Source organism: Pectobacterium parmentieri (assembly GCF_001742145.1).
Classification (GTDB): domain Bacteria; phylum Pseudomonadota; class Gammaproteobacteria; order Enterobacterales; family Enterobacteriaceae; genus Pectobacterium; species Pectobacterium parmentieri.
Map to the genome: position 1 here is coordinate 3,975,403 of NZ_CP015749.1, position 18,469 is coordinate 3,993,871.

Genomic DNA, 18,469 nt, shown 5'->3' on the forward strand with positions numbered 1-18,469 from the left:
ACCATGCCACATGTGCTGCGCTACCTGATCCCCACGCTGCTGTGGCTATGGGTCTCCGTTGCCGCCGCAGCCGTTTGCGACTGGCCCGCCTGGGAACAGTACAAACTGCATTACATCAGCGAGCAAGGGCGGGTGATTGATACCACCTCCCCCAATAAAATCACCACTTCCGAAGGGCAAAGTTACGCCATGTTCTTTGCCCTGGTCGCCAACGATCGAGAAATGTTTGAGCGACTGCGGCAATGGACGGAAAACAACCTGTCTGCTGGCGATTTAGGGGCCAATCTGCCCGCCTGGCTATGGGGAGAAAGCAAAGATAAACAGTGGACGGTGCTAGACCCTAACTCCGCGTCCGACGCCGATCTGTGGATCGCCTATAACCTGCTTGAAGCGGGCCGACTGTGGAAAGATACCCGCTATAAAACGCTGGGCACCACGCTGCTTAAACGTATTGCCAGGGAAGAGGTCGTTAATATTCCGGGTCTGGGCATGATGCTCTTGCCCGGCAAAGTCGGTTTCACAGAGAAAGAGAGCTGGCGTTTAAACCCCAGTTACCTGCCGCCGCAATTGCTGGCCCGCTTTGCGCCGTTGGGTGAAACGTGGAAGAGCATGCAGCGCACCACGCAGCGCCTGCTATTGGAAACCGCACCGAAAGGATTTTCGCCTGATTGGGTCATCTGGCAAAAAGACAAAGGCTGGCAGCCCGATACCACCAAACCCAATATCGGCAGCTATGACGCCATTCGCGTCTATCTGTGGGTAGGGATGATGGCCGATAGCAGCAGAGGAAAAGCCGACTTGATCAAACAGTTTCAGCCCATGATTCAACAGACGGTCCAACAAGGGTTGCCACCTGAAAAAACGGACACGGCAACAGGTGCCGTCACCGGGCAGGGATCGGTAGGATTTTCCGCCTCGCTGCTCCCGATGCTATCCCGTCAGCCGGATGCGTTGACCATCCAGCGACAACGGCTCGCCGCGGATCCACCGGGTGACGATGCCTATTTCTCGGCTTCTCTGACGCTCTTTGGTCAGGGATGGGATGAGAAGCGCTACCGCTTCACGTCACAAGGCCAACTTTTACCGTCGCGGGGCAGCCAATGCATAACAACACCGTAAACTGGCTGCGCCTCCTCCCGTTATTGCTGGTTGCAGCACCACAGGCCTACAGCGCAGAAACCGCGTCACCAGAGCAGTTCCTGATGGAGCAGGTACGTTTGGGAGAGGCCAGCAGCAAAGACGATCTCGTGCGCCAGTCGCTCTATCGACTGGAACTGATCAACCCGGATAACCCCGATGTTATCGCCGCCAGACTACGGCTGGTGCTGCGTCAAGGCGATCAGGCGCAGGCGCGTCTGCAGTTGGAAAAGCTGAAAACTGTGGCACCTGACTCCGCAGTCTACCGTCAGTCAGAAATAACGCTGGCGTTAACGCAAGAAGAGCCGCGTAAACAATTACAACAGGCGCGCTTGTTATCTACCGCTGGGCGCTATGCGGAAGCCAAAGTGCAGTACGACGCGCTCTTTCACGGTGATCCGCCCACGCTCGATCTTGCCGTGGAGTATTGGCGTCTGATCTCGCGTTTACCCAATCAGGAACCCGTCGCCATTAAGCAACTAGAGGCGCTGGATCGCATTTACCCTAACAACGTCCCGCTGCGCATGGTGCTGTCACGTCTACTTTTCAGTCAGGATCGTAATGAGCAGGCCTACCCTTTATTGAAACAGCTTTCTAGCGATCCCGTCGGTCGCGGGCAGGCCGCGTCGCTATGGCTGGAAATTATCGGCCGGATGCCGGTCACACCGCAAAGCGTGGCTGAACTAAGCCGTTTTCTGGCCGTGTTTGATGAAGGTGAACAGGCAGAAACCGCACGTAAAGAACTCAGTCGTCGGCAGGGAATACTCGCCGACCCTGTTTATCAGGGGCGGCTGCGTGCGCTGGCGCAGATTGAGGGTGGCGGTGGCAATAGCGCCACACTTAACGAGTTAAATAAAGCGCTGACCGCCACGCCAAACGATCCTGAACTGATCGGCGCAATTGGTCTGATTTACCTGCGCGCTGGCGATCGGGTAACAGCACTGGCGCAGTTCCAAAAAGCATTACAGGCAGATGTAAATCGCCTGAACAGCGGTAAATGGGAAGGGCTCATCCAAAGCACACAGTATTGGGCCACCATTGCGGAAGGTGACAACGCGCTGAAGGCCAACAATCTACCGCTGGCGCAGCAGAAATATCAGCAGGCACGCCAGATGGATAATACCAATGCCTATGCGCTGATTGGTCTAGGCGATGTTGCCGTTGCCAGCAAAAATGATGCCACCGCCCAGCAGTTCTATCAACAGGCTTTGCACCTCGAACCCGGCAATGACAACGCCTTGCGCGGTCTGGTCGGTATTTACCAACGCCAATCGCCGGAGAAAGCGCTGGCTTACCTCAACAGCCTGTCGCGCAGCCAGCAGAATACGATGCGGGAAACACTTACCGCACTGCAACTCGATATCCTGAAGCAGCAGGCGGACCAGTTGTCGGAACAGCAGCAGTGGGCGCAGGCGGAGGAGAAATACCGTCAGGCGAATCAGCAGGACCCGAACGATGTCTGGCTGGCCTATCACTATGCCCAGACACTGCGCCAACTCGGGCAAACACAGCAGGCGGACAACACAGTACAACGTGCTACTGCCGTGCCACCAGCCAGCGCGGAGAAGAACTACGTCTACTCACTTTACCTGTCGTCCACTAACCGCGATGAGCAAGCACTCGCTCACCTGAACGCGCTGCCTACTGCGCAGTGGAGCGCTGACATGCGCGATTTATCTCAGCGCCTGACCATTCAGACCACGCTGGCGAAAGCAGAAGCGATGCGCGATGTGGGTGACGAACCCGCTGCCATTGCATTCCTGCGCCAGCAACCGGTGGATACACGTATCGATCTGCTACTGGCAGACTGGGCGCTGGCGCGGGGGGAATACACGACAGCGCTGACCGAATATCAACGCATCCGCACGCGAGAACCACAGAACCCTGACGCACAACTGGGCGAGATCGACGCGTTTATCGCGCAGGGCCGCCAAGATGACGCTCGCCAGCGTCTGAACCAACTCCCAACGCAGGCAGCGGACACACTCAACGGCAAGCGGCGCGTCGCCAACGCCTGGCAAGCGGTAGGCAATCCGCAAAAATCAACAGCGCTTTTCCGTCAGCTAAAAATCGATGCACAGAAAGAACCGATCGGTCAGGGAAAAGCATTGGTCTACCGCGATGCGGCACGGGTTGAACAACAGCAATCACAACCTGAACAGGCGCAGCAGGACTATAAACAGGCCATGGTCGCCAGCGGCATGACTCCCGCGCTACCGCAAAGCGACGATGACTACACCCGATTGACGCGTAATAACCGCAGCGACGACTGGCTACAACGCAGCATCCGCGCCGATGCCGCAGACCTGTATCGCAAACAGGATATTACCGTCACCCTCGATCATGATTACTCAAGTTCGAGCGGCACCGGGGGGATTTCCGACCTAAGCGCCCACAACACCCTGTTGCAGGTAGATATGCCGCTGTACGATGGCCGTGCCTTCTTCCGCACCGATACCGTGCAGATGAACGCCGGTTCCTTCTCGACGGACAGTACCGGTGCCTACCGGGAAACCTTCGGCACCTGCGCCACGCGGGACTGTTTCGACGGCAAATCGCAGAAAGCCACCGGCACCAGCGTCGCCGCAGGCTGGAAAAACGACCGTTGGTCAGCGGATATCGGCACCACGCCGCTCGGCTTTGACGTGGTCGATATCGTCGGTGGCGCAAGCTACAGCGGTGACTGGCGGCAAATCGGCTGGACGGCGACCGCCTCGCGCCGCCCGATCTCCAGCTCATTACTGGCATTTAGCGGCACCAGAGATCCAGGCACTGGCATTACCTGGGGTGGCGTGCGTGCAACGGGTGTCAGCCTTGGTTTGAGCTACGATCGAGGCGAAGCACACGGCGTCTGGAGTGATTTCAGCGTCCACCAGATTACCGGTAAAAACGTGGCCGATAACGATCGCGCCCGTGCGATGGCAGGCTACTACTACAAGTTGATTAACGAAGATAACCGACGCGTCACGGTCGGCCTGAACAGCATGTGGTGGCGTCACCAGAAAGACTTAAGCGGCTACTCACTCGGTCAGGGTGGCTACTACAGCCCGCAGCAATACTTTTCGCTGGGCGTGCCAGTGAACTATCGGCAGCGGACAGAAAACTGGTCATGGGAACTCGGCGGATCGCTATCGTGGTCACGCTCCTCCACCAAAAACCAGCGCCGCTACCCGCTAACTGGCCTGCTCGGTAACGCCGCGCTCACCGACAGAGACACCATCGAGCAGGGAAGTAGCAGTTCCGGCTTCGGCTATACGGCACGTGCAGTCGTCGAACGCCGCCTCAGCTCACACTGGACGCTGGGTGTCGGTATTGATATTCAGCAAGCGAAAGATTACACCCCAAGCCACGGCCTCCTCTACCTGCGCTACTCCGCGGCCGGCTGGCAGGGCGATCTCGACAGCCCGCCGCAGCCGCTTACGCCTTACGCGGACTTTAAGTAACCGTTCCCAGTTCAAACTTTATAGGGTTTCCATCACAGCGGAAGCCCTATGATCAATATCACAAAAGATATAATCCCAAACATTTTATTGAAACACACAGAGAATGGGTGACTGTTCAAATGTTACATTGAAAACTGTGACAAAGAATTTTCACTGAATAATAATTACAAATAATTCACCAAAACATTATTTCACTCCCCTCACAAAATATAAAAATCAGCATAGCAAATAGAACAATAAAAACAGATAACAAATAGACTCGTCATGAAAGCGCAATACGAGTATGATTTGCGCTCTTGCCAAGCGATTGCGGCAATAAATATACACATCAATGGAGTGAAACACGATGTCTTTATTCATGCAGTTACGTATATTTTTCCTTTTCACCATAACTCTCTTCGTATTCCCCGCCCTCGCGCAACCTTCTTCTGGGCTAACCTGTGGAATTTATACCAATGACAGTGGAGTTAAAGCTTATGTAATAAACTCACAGGTTTTGCAAAAAAAATACAAAGATGAATACATTACATCACGCTATACTCTGGATAATGGAAAGGTTAACATAATCTCAATTGATAGTTTAACCCCACCAGAAATAAATGAATTATTCGAACAGAAAAAAGTTAACGACTTTAATGAAGAGTACGTCTTAACAGAAGAAAAAAACTGTAAAGATAATATTGGCATACCGAAAAGTAAAATAGGAAAAGAATGTTGGGATAATATAGATACGTGCTCTTGGTTAATAGTAGAAAGTGATGGGGATACACTAAAGGAATTATGCCAAGATAATTTTTATGCAGCCTGCCAACTTTGGCATAATCGTATTTTCTTTCAGAATGAAATAAATACCATTACAGAAGAAACAAAAAATTTCGATATGCCACTAAAATCAGATCCAGAGTGGATCGAAGCCATTACTGAATCATGCAGGTCTGGGCTATCAGAATTAATGTGTAATAATGCTGCCAGGTCATTGTGGAATAATGGACAATATCTTGCCGCAAGAGACGCACTGCAACTGGCTTGTAATACACGCGTGTGGGACCACTCAGTGTGTCAAAAAGCAGATGACTTACGTTCGCTCACAGCAAATGATATTGCCTCATCAGTATCTGGTTTGCCGGTAGGTCATTATGCAACACGCGGTGGTGACGTTGATTTTACTATCACAAAAAATGGCACGGTGATAATCAAAGGAAGCCCATCGGTTAAGGCTAAGCTCGATAATGGCCTGATTCGTATTCCACGCGATCTGGAAAAAGAAGCTATCGAACGCAGAAGTGATTTCATTTTCCGCCGTGCTGGAGAAAATAAGCTGATCAGTCTCGATAGCGAGAATACGTTCAAAGTCTATGAATTGCAGAAATGAGAGCAATCAGCGACCAAATCTTTTCTCTGATTACTTGGTCATCACAAGCATGACATCACTGACATCAGGGGCGGCAAACCGCCTCCCCCGAAGCCCCTTAACATCAATACCCTATCGCTGCCCCTGCCGGGCGGCGGATATCATTTGCTCCATACAGGTAGCCTTCGCGCACTTTACCGGATACCGCCGAGTCATTACCCGAATCCGCTGGTGTCACGCCCGCCGCGCCCGGTAAACCGACCAGAATCAGCTCCGCTGCGCCCCAGGGAGTCTGCTCTACCATTTTGTAGCCGCGCTGCTTCAGCAAGTTCAGCGTATCGACAGACAGCCCGCGCTGTTCGTAATACACTTCATCCGGCAACCACTGGTGATGGATGCGCGGTGCATCTACCGCTTCCTGTGGTGCCATGCCGTGGTCGATGATGTTTAGCGCCGTTTGCAGCGTGATAGTGATAATGCGTGAACCACCGGGCGAACCGAGCACCATGAAGATTTTGCCGTCTTTCGTCACCAATGACGGGCTCATGGACGAAAGTGGGCGCTTACCGGGGGCGATCGAATTACGTTCCCCCTGCACCAATCCGTACAGGTTTTTCTCGCCAACTTTAACGGTAAAGTCATCCATTTCGTTATTGAGGAAGAAGCCCGTACCCGGCGCAATCACCACCGACCCAAAACGCCCGTTCACGGTATACGTGGTGGACACCGCGTTGCCCTGATTATCCACAATAGAATAGTGCGTGGTTTCCGGTCGCTCGTGCGGGCCAATCCCCGGCTGTACGTTTTTGGATGGCGTCGCGTTTTCCGGTTCGATTTGTTTACGGATTTCGGCAGCGTAATCCTTACTCAGCAAACGTTCGACAGGATTGCTGACAAACGCCGGGTCACCGAGGTAGGTATTGCGGTCCATGTATGCGTGACGCATCGCTTCGGTCATCACATGAACGGTGGCTGCCGAATTAAAGCCCGTCTTCTTCAGATCATAGCCTTCGACAATATTGAGAATTTCACACATCGTGACGCCACCGGAACTGGGCGGCGGTGAAGAGACAAATTGATAACCACGATAGTTACAGGTTACTGGTGCCGTTTCGGTAATGCGATAATCGGCAAAATCAGCCGCCGTCAGGATGCCACCGCCCTGCTTCGCCGCCTGCTCCACTGCCTGTGGGATCGTGCCCTTGTAGAAGGCATCCGGCCCTTTAGCAGAAATCGCCGCCAGCGTATTCGCCAGATCGGTTTGCACCAGTTTGTCACCCGGTTGCAACGGGCTGCCGTCAGGGCGCAGGAAGATGCGCGCGGCTTCAGGATCGGCCTTAAAACGTTTGATGGTGGTATCCAAAATGTCGGTATCCGCACGTGTGAGTTCAAAGCCCTCACGCGCCAACTTAATCGCCGGTGCCATCACCTGCTCACGCGTCAATTTGCCGTATTTTTGCAGCGCAGTATCCAGCCCCAGCACCGTTCCCGGTACGCCGGCGGCCAGATAGCCGTACAGGCTCGCGTCCTTTTTCACGCTCCCATCCGCATTCAGATACATGTTGGCGCTGGCCGCCGCGGGTGCCGTTTCACGGAAATTGATAAAGGTGTCTTTACCATCGGCCAGATGCAGCGTCATAAATCCACCGCCGCCGATATTGCCACAGCAGGGATTTACCACGGCCTGCGCATAGCCCACGGCCACGGCGGCATCAATCGCATTGCCGCCCATTTTCATGATATCGACGCCAATCTGCGAAGCCAGATACTGTGAGCTGACCACCATACCGTTTTTCGCTTCCACTGCGGGGGCAGAGGCCGCCTGCACGGTTCCACTCACCAGCAGCGCAGTCACACTCAGCGACAGCAGCCATTTTCCTGACGTCCTGCATCCCAATACCGTGTTTTTTATTCTCATGAAGACCCCTTTACCCCGTTGATGTTACTCACCGTATTTTATGACTACCCTTTCGACAAGGTTTTGCAACGTCCGCGCCAACAAACGGCAGCGGCTTAACAAACTCACTAACGGCAGTAAAAAGCGTAGGAAAGGCATGAGAAATTGCGAGCATATCATGCCACCTTTGCGACCCGGCACGTTCTATACGCACCGTCACAAGGCAACGTGATAAAAAACCGCCCCGCAAAAGAAAGGAACAAATAAGGATGCGGGGCGGCGGAGAACTAATCCTTACGAGGATCGCTAATCGGTTGACGAACGAGGAAGACGTAGGCCAGCGCGCCCAATACCGTCACACAGCCACAGATGATCAGCGCCAGACGGAAGGAATTCGTGGTATCGACAATAAAGCCGGTCACAATCGGGGCGAATGATGCACAGATGAAGCTAGCAAAGTTTTGGATACTGCCGACCGATGCCGTCATACGCGACGCGACAGCAACATGGATCAGCCCCCAGCACGATGTTCCCGCAAAGTGGATGCAGAACAACGCCATACTAATCAGTGACACTGCTTCGATTGAGGTTGTCGCCTGTGGCACCACAAAAGTAAAAGCCGCAGAGCACAACATACCCGCAATGATGCAGATTTTACGGCTCTTGATCGGTTCCATTCCCTTTTTCACTAACCAATCCGTGACATAGCCGTTCACCAGCATCCCAGCGGCACCAAACAGGAAGGGGATCGCGGCCATCAGACCCGTGCTTTTTAAATCCAGATTATAAGCCGTTTGTAGATAACCAGGCAGCCAGGCCAAATATAGCCATGCGGTATAGTTGATGCCGCTAAAACCCAGCATCATGCCCCACATCGTGCGGTTACGGAACAGACTGCGCCATTCAATAAAACTCAACGGATCGCGGCGAGCGTTCACACTACCCGCGTTCAGGTAATTCTGCTCATCAGCGGTGAGTTCAATCTGCTCACGGTTGCGATACAACATATACCAGCCGATGGCGAGGAAAATGCCGAATAGGCCAATGGTAATGAACATACCGCGCCAACCCATGACTAACATCATCGCCGCCAGAATGGGGGGGCTTATCGCAACACCAATCGTTGAAGCCGCATTAAAGATCCCCATCGGGCGGCCACGTTCTTTGATGTTAAACCAGTCGTTGATCACCTTCACGCCACATGGGTTCATCGGTGCTTCGCCAATCCCCATACCAATACGGACCAGTACGAACTGGGTGAAGCTGTGTACCATGCCAGACAGCGCCTGAAACAGTGACCAGAAAAACATCCCAAGTCCCAGCATAATGCGCGGGCCTTTACGATCCAGTAACGGTCCACAAGGGAGTTGCGCAATCCCGTAGGCAAGAGAGAAAACGGAGAGCAATGCACCGATTTCTGTCGCACTCAGCCCCAATTCCTGACGAATCGTTAGGTTAGCCACCGAAAGAGAACTTCGGTCGAGATAATTAATCACTGCGGCAAAAAATAGCAGAATCATTGCGGTAGTTTGAATACGTTTAATTCGACTACTGCGCTGAATCATTCCCTCTGGCGGTGCTGAAGAACGGGTATCAAACGAAGAACGCGGGTCTAGCGTTATATTATTCTTTTCCACGTCTGGCTCCTGGATATTATAATTTTATCTTTACTCAGCGCAGGGTTGAGTAAAGTGGTTTTAAACGGAAAGCAATGAAATACGTCATCACCACTCACGAATTTTTATTAATAAAGTCGACTTCTCGTGAGCATAGATAAGAGATATTTCTCAGGCGTTTTTATTTTGATAAAACCGTGCTCTTGATAATGGTTTATGGTTTTTAATCGGTTTTTAATGATCGGCCTGAACCGTCTGGTTAATTGAGCGAATCATCGATTGTTTAGCTGAATTCAAATGGTTACGCAGCGCCAGCGTAGCGTCCAGATCGCTTCGGCAAATCAACGCGCTGAGGATGGTCATGTGCTCGTCAATCGCGATGATGTTGCGCTGTTTGAGATCGCTTTCATCCCACTGGTAGTGGAAATGAAATATCACGGAGATAATTTCAAGCGACTGATCAAAAAAGACATTTTCGGCAGCAGAAAGTAAAAGTGCATGAAAGTTACGGTCAAGCTGCGAGAACATACGAAAGCTGTTGCCAATGCTGTCACGTAACATACGGTGGCGCTCCAGCAAGGTTTTGGCCTGTAGCCAGCGGGGGTCATCGTCCGGCAAATTGAGGAAATGTTGCAGAGCATGCGTCTCCAACATTTCCCGCAATTCAAATAACTGTTCCGCGTATGCCTGATCGAACTCTTTCATACTCCACTGCCCACGCTTTTCATTCTGAATCAGGTTGTAGCGCCCAAATTTTAACAGATACTCGCGCACCACTACCGGGCTGACACCCGCGTCACGCGCGAGCTGTAGTTCTGAAAAGACCTCTCCGACACGGAGCTGACGCTGGTTGATCATGGTGAAAAACGCCTGCTCGAAAATACGGTTTTGCTCATCCATCGGCGCGGTAATACAGGTGAACCCATCGTCATGGTCGGGTTTTCGGGCAATCACATAATCGCTGCCAACCTGTGTAAGCACACCGCAGTCACGCAGATGAACCAGAATATGACGCACCGTTGTGCGGCTGATGTTATACATCTCCGCCAGCGCATTTTGCGACGGCAGAGGCGACGGAATATGACCACGGGCCATATCGTCGATAATCTGATTAATAACATTGTGACGTAAATTTTGTGAACGGCTCATGAGAGATCTCCTTTTTTCATACATTAAAAACCGATTTAAAACATTTTTATGAGTCCGCATTCACAATTTACAGCGCCTGTCTCTCATCAATATTTTTTTTCATCAATATCTGAAAAAACAAAAAACAGGAGAGAATAATCATGTCAACAATGAATACATTGATTTGCCAGGAACCAAAAAAACTTGTCTGGAAAAAACGTGAAATACCTATTCCGGGTGAGAATGAAACATTAATTAAAATTAAGTCTGTGGGTATTTGCGGAACCGATATTCATGCCTGGGGAGGGAATCAACCCTTTTTTAGCTACCCACGCGTATTAGGTCACGAAATATGTGGTGAGGTTGTCGATACAGGCAAAAACGTACATCAATTTAAAAAAGGCCAGCAGGTTGCCGTCATTCCCTACGTAGCCTGCCAGCAATGCCCTGCCTGCAAGAGCGGCCGTACCAACTGCTGCGAGAAAATTTCAGTCATTGGTGTACATCAGGATGGCGGATTCAGCGAATATCTGGCTGTGCCCGCCACAAACGTACTGCTTGCAGAAGGGATCGATCCACAAGCGGCAGCATTAATCGAGCCCTACGCCATTAGCGCACATGCCGTTCGCCGGGCGAAAGTGCAACGTGGCGAACAGGTGCTGGTCGTCGGTGCTGGCCCCATTGGCCTCGGCGCAGCGGCCATCGCCAAAGCGGACGGCGCTCAGGTGGTGGTTGCAGATACCAGCGCTGCCCGCCGCGAACATGTCATTGCCAACCTGAATCTGCCGGTCGTCGATCCCTCTGCCGAGGACTTTGAGGCTCAGCTACGCGCCGAATTTGGTGGTGCATTGGCAGAAAAAGTGATTGATGCCACGGGCAACCAGCATGCGATGAACAACACCATTAACCTGATCCGCCACGGTGGCAGCATCGTGTTTGTCGGTCTGTTTAAAGGTGATTTGCAGTTCTCCGACCCTGAATTCCATAAGAAAGAAACCACGATGATGGGCAGCCGTAACGCCACACCGGAAGATTTCGCCAAAGTGGGCCGTCTGATGTCTGAAGGCAAACTCACCGCAGAAATGATGCTGACGCACCGTTACCCCTTTGCCACATTGGCTGACATCTATGAAAAGGATGTCATTAACAACCGTGAGCTGATCAAAGGCGTCATCACATTCTGATGGGGGAATAATCATGAAAACATTGAATCGGAAAGACTTTCCCGGCGCATGCTATCCAACAAAAGTGATTCAGTTTGGTGAAGGCAACTTCCTGCGCGCCTTTGTGGACTGGCAGTTGGATGTGCTGAATGAGAAGACCGATCTTCAGGCTGGCGTAACGATTGTGCGCCCCATTAATACGGATTTTCCGCCATCGCTCAATACGCAAGATGGGCTTTACACCACGGTCATCCGAGGGCTTAACGAACAGGGCGAGGCCGTCAGCGATGCGCGGCTGATCCGCTCGGTCAATAACGAGATTAACCCCTATCAGCATTTTGCCGATTATCTGGCACTGGCCCATAACGCCGCCATTCGTTTTGTTTTTTCAAACACCACGGAAGCGGGCATCAGCTATCACGCTGGCGACAGCGTCAACGATACGCCGCCGGTCAGTTTTCCTGCCAAGCTGACACGCCTGTTGCTGGAACGCTTTACGCATTTTAACGGTGAAAGCGATAAAGGCTGGGTCATTATTCCCTGCGAACTGATCGACTATAACGGAGAGGCGCTCAAAGCCCTGGTTCTGCGCTATGCTCAGGAATGGCAACTCTCACCCGCGTTTATCGACTGGATTGAGACAGCAAATACCTTCTGTTCCACGCTCGTGGACAGGATCGTAACGGGATACCCGCGTGAAGAATCATCAGCGCTGGAAGAGAAACTGGGCTATCACGATGCCTTTCTGGATACCGCCGAACATTTTTACCTCTTTGTCATTCAAGGCCCCGACTGGCTGGCGGATGAGCTGAAACTTGCAGAATGCCCGCTGAATATCCGCATTGTTGACGACATCAGACCCTACAAAGAACGTAAAGTGGCGATTCTGAATGGTGCACACACCGCTCTGGTTCCGGTTGCCTGGCTCTGCGGGCTGGGTACGGTAGGTGAAGCCATGCAGGATGTCGATGTGCGTCGCTTTGTAGAAAATACGCTCCAGCAAGAGATCATTCCAGTGCTGGATTTACCGGCGAATGAATTGCGTGAATTTGCCGATGCCGTCACCGGACGCTTTCAGAATCCCTATATTCGCCATCAGTTGCTCTCCATCGCACTCAATGGCATGACTAAATTCCGCACACGTATTCTACCGCAGTTGCTGGCAGGGCACCGCGACGGGCATTTTCCGGTACGGTTGACGTTTGCTCTGGCCGCACTGATTGCCTTCTACCGCGGAGAACGAGCGGGCGAGACTTATCCTTTGCAGGACGATGAGCAGTGGCTCACCCGCTACCGCCAGCTATGGCCACGCGTGGGAACCGATCTGACCGTGCGCGAATTGGTCAACGAGGTACTCGCGGATACCGCACACTGGGGGGAGGATCTCACTCAGCGGTCAGGTTTAGTGGAGCAGGTGACAGCCGACCTGAGCGATATTTTGGCGCAGGGGATGCGTCAGACGGTGAAAGCGCGAGGATAATGATGATCGACAGCGCCCGGCGGGCGCTGTTTCCCCTTGCAAGGTAATACATACCCAAACTGTTCGACTGCACTGACCACCACATCAGTGGTCGGCATAGATGGCGATTACTCGACGGCGATCGGTTTTTCCGTCAGCGTGGTTTTGTTGTCGCCCTGAATGGCTTTCACTTTCTGTTCCGTTTTTTGTACCGCCTCTGCGTTGCTCAACAGGCTGTACGTCAGCTCAAACGTGGTGCTCTGTCCGGGCTGTAGCTTTTTGACTCGCCCTTGCTCACGTTCAATCGTGACGGGATAAGCGTAGTTAGTTCCGGGTTCGATCCCTGTCACATAGCCCTGCTTTTCCGTATCCGTATTTTTCCACAGCGTCAGCAACGGCAACTGATGAGTATCAAAGGCAATCGACACGCCCTTATCTCCCGCTTTGTTCACCAGCGCCGCCAGCGTTTTACCTTGTGAATCGGTATATGGCGTAATGTTGAACACCATCTCATCAAAGTCTTTTGTCGGCCCTTTGTAGGTTTGCCAGGTTGCCAGACCCGCCTTGGCGTGGTCGTTAAATGGAGAAATCTCTTTTACTGGCGCGACGAAACGCGCGCCTTCTTCCAGAATCGGCGTACCGAAATTACTGTGGTAGATAATCTGATAGTCACGCGGATAGTCGGCTTTGTTGGTCAGCACATCGTGTACGGTAAACGACTCACTGCCGGGGACGTAACGCAGTTCGGTCCAGGTTTCCAGATTTGACTTCTTAAAGCTGTTTTCTTTCAGCAGACCCCGCACCGTAATGGTATACGGCGCGCTATCGCTGACTTCCACCACCACTTTTGAGGCAGGCGTATTACCCGCACGACCGTGCAGTGTATAGATCATGCCATCACTGACGACCGGGTGACCCGTCCACTCGAAGCCGCAGCGCACCATCATCTCATTGAAACCTTCCAGCCAACCCAGTCCATTACGGCTTTCCAGATTGATGGTATTCGGGTTTACGACCTCGTCAACCGGCGAATCCCACCCCAAACGAATGTTTTTACCTGCCGCATGCAGTAAATTCATTCCTCGCGTTGGGCTGAGAGCAATTTTCAGTCCGTTCTGACTGGTAATTGTAATCACTTTGCTGCCTTCCTGACGTCCACCGTGCAGGACTTTTTGTTCAATGCTGAAATGCTGGTTTTTGATCTTCAGAGCATCACTGCTGATTTGCCAATTTCCCTTTTCCACACTGCTTTCAGCATCTGTCAGCACAAACGTCTGTGCCGATAATTGCCATGATGTCAGCGCCAGTGTAATGCCCATAGCCAGTAATTTTTTCATGTTATCCATCCCTCTATGCTGAATTGTTTTAGCTAATGCGAGCTAAAGACTACAAATCAGCGAATGGTCAGAATGTGATAGTTATCACCAGATGGATAAATTCAGTATTGTCGCGTCATTTATCTGATTGTTATCACCTATTACATGTAAATAGGATAAATTTTTGCATAATTATTGAGATATTGATCGGAAAAAGCTGACATCGTTTCAGCAAAATAAATCATGTCGCCAAAAAATCATTTTCTCTGTCGTCGCGCATCAGAGATTAATCCTGAAATTTAATTTTTTTTCGATATAAAAAATTACAAGATTGTTTTTTGACCACATTGCACCCTATTAGCGCAAGCGCTATGGTTGCCGCTAACCTGTGTACGACCACTGATAAATAAACTATGAACTTTTCTCTTTTCGGCAAGAAATTCACGCGCCACGCTGGCATCACCCAATTAATGGACGACCTGAACGAAGGGCTGCGCACGCCAGGCGCAATCATGCTGGGGGGCGGCAATCCGGCGCACATTCCAGAGATGGATAGCTACTTCAAACAGCTCTGTCAGGAGATGCTGGAACAAGGGAAACTGACGGAAGCGCTATGCAACTACGACGGCCCGCAAGGTAAGGATACGCTGCTTAATGCGTTGGCCAAACTCCTGAGTAATGAATTAGGCTGGCAGATTGGACCACAGAATATTGCGCTGACAAATGGCAGCCAGAGTGCATTTTTCTACTTATTTAACCTGTTTGCAGGCCGCCAGAGCGATGGCAGCCTGAAAAAGGTGCTGTTTCCGCTGACGCCGGAATATATCGGTTATTCAGATTCCGGGCTGGACGAAGACATGTTCGTTTCCGTTCGACCGCAGATCGAACTGTTACCTGAAGGACAATTTAAATATCACGTCGATTTCGATCATCTGTCGATTACCGATGATATCGGGCTAGTTTGCGTATCCCGACCAACCAACCCAACCGGTAACGTGCTGACCGACGACGAACTGATGCGTCTGGATATTCTGGCGCAGCAGCACAAGGTTCCTCTGCTGATTGATAACGCCTATGGCGTGCCTTTCCCCGGTATCATTTTCAGTGATGCCACGCCGCTGTGGAACCCGAACATCATCCTGTGCATGAGCCTGTCCAAACTGGGTCTGCCCGGTTCGCGCTGCGGTATCGTGATTGCAGATGAAAAAGTGATTTCAGCGATCGGCAACATGAACGGCATCATTAGTCTGTCACCAGGCGCGGTCGGCCCGGCGCTGGCGCATGAGATGATTCAGCGTGGCGATCTGCTACGCCTATCTAATGACGTCATACGCCCGTTCTACCAGCAGCGCGTGACGGAAACCATCGCGATTATTCGCCGCTATCTGTCGCCCGAACAGTGCCTGATTCACAAACCGGAAGGTGCGATCTTCCTATGGCTGTGGTTCAAAGAGTTGCCTATCACGACGGAAGTGCTGTACCAGCGCCTGAAAAAACGCGGAGTTCTCATGGTGCCGGGTCACTATTTCTTCCCCGGTCTGGAGCAAGAATGGCCACACGCTCATCAGTGCATGCGTATGAACTATGTGCCAGAGCCGGAAAAAATCGAACGTGGTATTGCGATACTGGCGGAAGAAGTCGAAAAAGCAATTTCTGTCGGTAGCTAATAATTGATAACGATGATTATTTTTCCCACATCAAATCGATAAAAACTTTCATTTTTATCTGATTAATAGTTAATTCATTTAAAAGAGACGATGGTCTTATGAACTTAAGGGAAACTTTTAGAATAACTGCGTATTCTGCGCAACTTCTTGCTCAAATTTGGCTTAAGTAAAATATGACTTAAGTGATTATTCAGCAAAAACAACCTGAAGTGGTATCGCACCTCAGTGGAAGGCAAGCAGGAACACTTCTTCTCTACCATCCTGACCGATGCCACCATTGTTGATATCGACTGCAAAATGCCACACTGTCAGGACCCGGCCAAGCTAGACTACACCCAACTGATTGAAGTCTCGCTGGCTTACCGTAAAATCGACTGGGATCACACTGTCGCTGGGACCTCTGGCTCTGACGACTGGCGTGCGCCGGTCGAAGCCTAATCGTCCTGTCTTCAACCCGGCCACCGTGCCGGGTTTTTGCCTGAACGGCGGTGTGGGCAGACACAGCTCTCCACTCAGGTATTGCAGTAATCGGGATAGCGACGTGCCGCTCTGGGGAGATCCGGTGCGTGCGGTAGCCATGTCGGCGGCGAAGAGTCCTCTTCTCATAAATGATGTTAATATTCTTATAAATCAGCCTACAATTTCCCTAAGGTAAAATAGTGTGCATGCTGGAAATGTTTTTATAAATAACCGAACAAAAGAAATTAATAATGCCTTAAAAAATAATGACTCAAACATAAATGAATTAATTTGTGGGGTTGGGGATCTGTTTTCGTCTCCTTATAAAAGAGAAATCATTGCTGATAGTGAGACTATCCAAGCTTTATGGGACTTATTGTTTAACGTACTTGATCAGAGTGATGATAATAATACTAAATTTGATGCAATTAGCACAATGTGTGATATCTATATATATCAATCCAATATAGGATTGTCGCTAAGTTTAAATAAAATAAAGCAGTGGAGGGAAGATTTACAGACAACGACTTCCTCAGAGATACTCGACTGCATTGATGATATCTTATCGATGTAATTATTATTTTGTATAAACATTCATGAGAAAAAAGGAAAGGAAATTCTCATTTTATTAGATTTCTTATTTTAATAATTAACAATTAATAAATAGCAACACGACTATATCGCTTCAATGTCACCAATCCCATTGATCGATACTGATTCATATCAACATTGAAAATGTCCTCATATTATTTTAATATTTATTAACCCCCGTTCATCACGAACCAAACTTGAAAATTTTTTCAATTAAAATCATGAGAAAATTTACACCCCAAAAGAGAGCGTAAGATGATACGTTTTTTTCTGCTGCTGTTATGCATGAGCGTTACTAATTATGTAAACGCCAATGAATTTAAAATGGCGGGTGCATTTCGTGTTTTTTCGATAGATAATAAAAGAATATCTAGCGTACTTAATTATGAAGACTACCAATACAATCCGTTCTATCACCCTTCAGGATCCAATCTTTATAAAACTGGGTTTGAGATCATCCTCCCTGATGGCATAACAAAGAAGGGTTATCTGGTTATTCACTCTGCGAAAACAAACAATATATTATATAGAGGTTATTATTCCGACAAAAAATCTATTATTTTTGATGCCGATGACAGACTGCTTGATCAAGAAGGATTGGATTTTCTCAGAGTAGAGTACTTTGATTTTGATAAAAAATTTATTTATGTATGTGAGCAACAGAAGGTATTTAAGCTATGGGTTGCGGGATCAATATCTACCATTACTATTTTATCTGCCGAAAAACCGGATGAAGAAGTTGACGGTTTCACATATTGTTACGAGGCTAATATCTATAAAAAAATTAACAGCTAATTATATTATAAATAATTTTAGTTTCAGGCAGGTAGCAAGCTAACGAGGGAAATAGCCACGAATACACTCGGTTAAAATATTATGTTAAAATGGCATAAAAAACTATAGTGAGTTGATATGAAAGATGATTTTCATCCACCGATAGATTTAACTAAATCTCCAGTGAGAAATAAAGAAGACATTGTAAAATTGATAAATTTCCTGGCCAATGACGTAAGAAAAAGTCCCAATGAATGGCAAAACAATGATCTTCCACGTTATTTAGAGGCGATGGCATCCTGGATTGAAGATATGGATGGATTTTATAAAAACATAAATAGACCAGAGCCTAATATTGATTGGGCCGGTTTGGCTGACATATTGCAGGCTGCAAAAGTATATGAATAATTTGATAGCCTCTCCTGGCACAAGAGGCTATCGCGGGGCAGTAAGGATGAGTCAGCGATC

The 18,469-nt window shown here is 49.9% G+C and carries 13 protein-coding genes and 1 pseudogene; 10 read left to right on the forward strand and 4 right to left on the reverse strand.

The features are described 5' to 3' along the window. The first annotated feature begins 3 nt into the window (after positions 1-3). From bcsZ to A8F97_RS18035, 3 genes are all read left to right on the forward strand, one after another. Entirely contained in the window at positions 4-1,119 is a 1,116-nt protein-coding gene (bcsZ, locus tag A8F97_RS18025) for a cellulose synthase complex periplasmic endoglucanase BcsZ (RefSeq protein ID WP_033072512.1), read from the forward strand. After that, entirely contained in the window at positions 1,101-4,580 is a 3,480-nt protein-coding gene (gene bcsC / locus A8F97_RS18030) for a cellulose synthase complex outer membrane protein BcsC (RefSeq protein ID WP_014698404.1), read from the forward strand. The genes bcsZ and bcsC overlap by 19 nt, the downstream gene beginning before the upstream one ends. Positions 4,581-4,926: 346 nt before the next feature. Then, entirely contained in the window at positions 4,927-5,952 is a 1,026-nt protein-coding gene (locus A8F97_RS18035; protein ID WP_033072372.1) for a hypothetical protein, read from the forward strand. 103 nt (positions 5,953-6,055) lie between these two features. On the opposite strand, the gene ggt is transcribed toward A8F97_RS18035, so the two are convergent. From ggt to A8F97_RS18050, 3 genes are all read right to left on the reverse strand, one after another. Next, on the reverse strand, positions 6,056-7,849 hold the full coding sequence (ggt, locus tag A8F97_RS18040; protein ID WP_050512695.1) for a gamma-glutamyltransferase: 1,794 nt from the start codon (positions 7,847-7,849) through the stop codon (positions 6,056-6,058). Positions 7,850-8,115: 266 nt separating this feature from the next. Beyond that, positions 8,116-9,465, reverse strand: coding sequence for an MFS transporter (locus tag A8F97_RS18045; RefSeq protein ID WP_033072373.1), 1,350 nt, complete (start codon positions 9,463-9,465; stop codon positions 8,116-8,118). A 213-nt stretch (positions 9,466-9,678) separates the two neighbouring features. Then, positions 9,679-10,593, reverse strand: coding sequence for a GntR family transcriptional regulator (locus tag A8F97_RS18050; protein WP_012821919.1), 915 nt, complete (start codon positions 10,591-10,593; stop codon positions 9,679-9,681). Positions 10,594-10,733: 140 nt separating this feature from the next. Here A8F97_RS18050 and A8F97_RS18055 point away from each other — a divergent pair, with 140 nt between their 5' ends. Next, positions 10,734-11,756 carry a zinc-binding alcohol dehydrogenase family protein gene (locus A8F97_RS18055; protein WP_014698401.1) on the forward strand — a complete coding sequence of 341 codons (1,023 nt, stop codon included), beginning with the start codon at positions 10,734-10,736 and terminating at the stop codon, positions 11,754-11,756. A gap of 13 nt (positions 11,757-11,769) precedes the next feature. Then, entirely contained in the window at positions 11,770-13,215 is a 1,446-nt protein-coding gene (locus A8F97_RS18060; protein WP_033072374.1) for a tagaturonate reductase, read from the forward strand. A gap of 107 nt (positions 13,216-13,322) precedes the next feature. On the opposite strand, the gene A8F97_RS18065 is transcribed toward A8F97_RS18060, so the two are convergent. Then, positions 13,323-14,531, reverse strand: a complete 1,209-nt coding sequence (locus tag A8F97_RS18065; protein ID WP_033072375.1) for an aldose 1-epimerase family protein — start codon at positions 14,529-14,531, stop codon at positions 13,323-13,325. A gap of 392 nt (positions 14,532-14,923) precedes the next feature. Here A8F97_RS18065 and A8F97_RS18070 point away from each other — a divergent pair, with 392 nt between their 5' ends. The 5 genes and pseudogenes from A8F97_RS18070 to A8F97_RS18090 all read left to right on the forward strand — a co-directional run bounded on the left by A8F97_RS18070 (position 14,924) and on the right by A8F97_RS18090 (position 18,409). Beyond that, the gene (locus A8F97_RS18070) at positions 14,924-16,177 is read left to right on the forward strand and encodes a valine--pyruvate transaminase (RefSeq protein WP_033072376.1); all 1,254 of its coding nucleotides are present in this window, start codon (positions 14,924-14,926) and stop codon (positions 16,175-16,177) included. A 201-nt stretch (positions 16,178-16,378) separates the two neighbouring features. After that, positions 16,379-16,615, forward strand: a pseudogene (tssD, locus tag A8F97_RS18075) (type VI secretion system tube protein TssD); the annotation flags it as partial. Between the two features lie 223 nt (positions 16,616-16,838). Next, positions 16,839-17,210: a hypothetical protein gene (locus A8F97_RS18080; RefSeq protein ID WP_033072377.1), complete on the forward strand. Its 372-nt coding sequence runs from the start codon at positions 16,839-16,841 to the stop codon at positions 17,208-17,210. 302 nt (positions 17,211-17,512) lie between these two features. Beyond that, positions 17,513-18,022, forward strand: a complete 510-nt coding sequence (locus tag A8F97_RS18085) for a hypothetical protein (protein WP_227001562.1) — start codon at positions 17,513-17,515, stop codon at positions 18,020-18,022. Between the two features lie 117 nt (positions 18,023-18,139). Further along, positions 18,140-18,409: a DUF7660 family protein gene (locus A8F97_RS18090; protein ID WP_033072379.1), complete on the forward strand. Its 270-nt coding sequence runs from the start codon at positions 18,140-18,142 to the stop codon at positions 18,407-18,409. The last annotated feature ends 60 nt before the right edge of the window (positions 18,410-18,469 follow it).